This is a genomic window from Streptomyces sp. NPDC048111 (genome assembly GCF_043202815.1).
In the GTDB taxonomy this organism is placed as follows: Bacteria; Actinomycetota; Actinomycetes; order Streptomycetales; family Streptomycetaceae; genus Streptomyces.
On the sequence record NZ_JBIDBD010000072.1, the window covers coordinates 1 to 1,453 of the forward strand.

Below are 1,453 nucleotides of genomic sequence, written 5' to 3' on the forward strand. Positions count from 1 at the left end.
AAGGCTGAGACCTGATGCCGAGCCGATTGTGGTGAAGTGGATGATCCTATGCTGTCGAGAAAAGCCTCTAGCGAGTTTCATGGCGGCCCGTACCCTAAACCGACTCAGGTGGTCAGGTAGAGAATACCGAGGCGTTCGGGTGAACTATGGTTAAGGAACTCGGCAAAATGCCCCCGTAACTTCGGGAGAAGGGGGGCCATCACCGGTGATGAGATTTACTCTCTGAGCTGGGGGTGGCCGCAGAGACCAGCGAGAAGCGACTGTTTACTAAAAACACAGGTCCGTGCGAAGCCGTAAGGCGATGTATACGGACTGACGCCTGCCCGGTGCTGGAACGTTAAGGGGACCGGTTAGTCACATTTCGGTGTGGCGAAGCTGAGAACTTAAGCGCCAGTAAACGGCGGTGGTAACTATAACCATCCTAAGGTAGCGAAATTCCTTGTCGGGTAAGTTCCGACCTGCACGAATGGCGTAACGACTTCTCGACTGTCTCAACCATAGGCCCGGTGAAATTGCACTACGAGTAAAGATGCTCGTTTCGCGCAGCAGGACGGAAAGACCCCGGGACCTTTACTACAGTTTGATATTGGTGTTCGGTTCGGCTTGTGTAGGATAGGTGGGAGACTGTGAAGCGGCCACGCCAGTGGTTGTGGAGTCGTCGTTGAAATACCACTCTGGTCGTGCTGGATGTCTAACCTCGGTCCGTGATCCGGATCAGGGACAGTGTCTGATGGGTAGTTTAACTGGGGCGGTTGCCTCCTAAAGAGTAACGGAGGCGCCCAAAGGTTCCCTCAGCCTGGTTGGCAATCAGGTGTTGAGTGTAAGTGCACAAGGGAGCTTGACTGTGAGACCGACGGGTCGAGCAGGGACGAAAGTCGGGACTAGTGATCCGGCGGTGGCTTGTGGAAGCGCCGTCGCTCAACGGATAAAAGGTACCCCGGGGATAACAGGCTGATCTTCCCCAAGAGTCCATATCGACGGGATGGTTTGGCACCTCGATGTCGGCTCGTCGCATCCTGGGGCTGGAGTCGGTCCCAAGGGTTGGGCTGTTCGCCCATTAAAGCGGTACGCGAGCTGGGTTTAGAACGTCGTGAGACAGTTCGGTCCCTATCCGCTGCGCGCGCAGGAACATTGAGAAGGGCTGTCCCTAGTACGAGAGGACCGGGACGGACGAACCTCTGGTGTGCCAGTTGTCCTGCCAAGGGCATGGCTGGTTGGCTACGTTCGGAAAGGATAACCGCTGAAAGCATCTAAGCGGGAAGCCTGCTTCGAGATGAGTGTTCCCACCTCCTTGAGAGGGTAAGGCTCCCAGTAGACGACTGGGTTGATAGGCCAGATGTGGAAGCCCGGTAACGGGTGGAGCTGACTGGTACTAATAGGCCGAGGGCTTGTCCTCAGTTGCTCGCGTCCACTGTGTTTGTTCTGAAGCAATGAACTCCCGCATGCCCTGAAG

The 1,453-nt window shown here is 56.0% G+C and carries 1 rRNA gene; it reads left to right on the forward strand.

The window, feature by feature from the left end:
• Positions 1-1,396, forward strand: a 23S ribosomal RNA gene (locus ACGF3I_RS35235); the annotation flags it as partial.
• Positions 1,397-1,453: the final 57 nt, after the last annotated feature.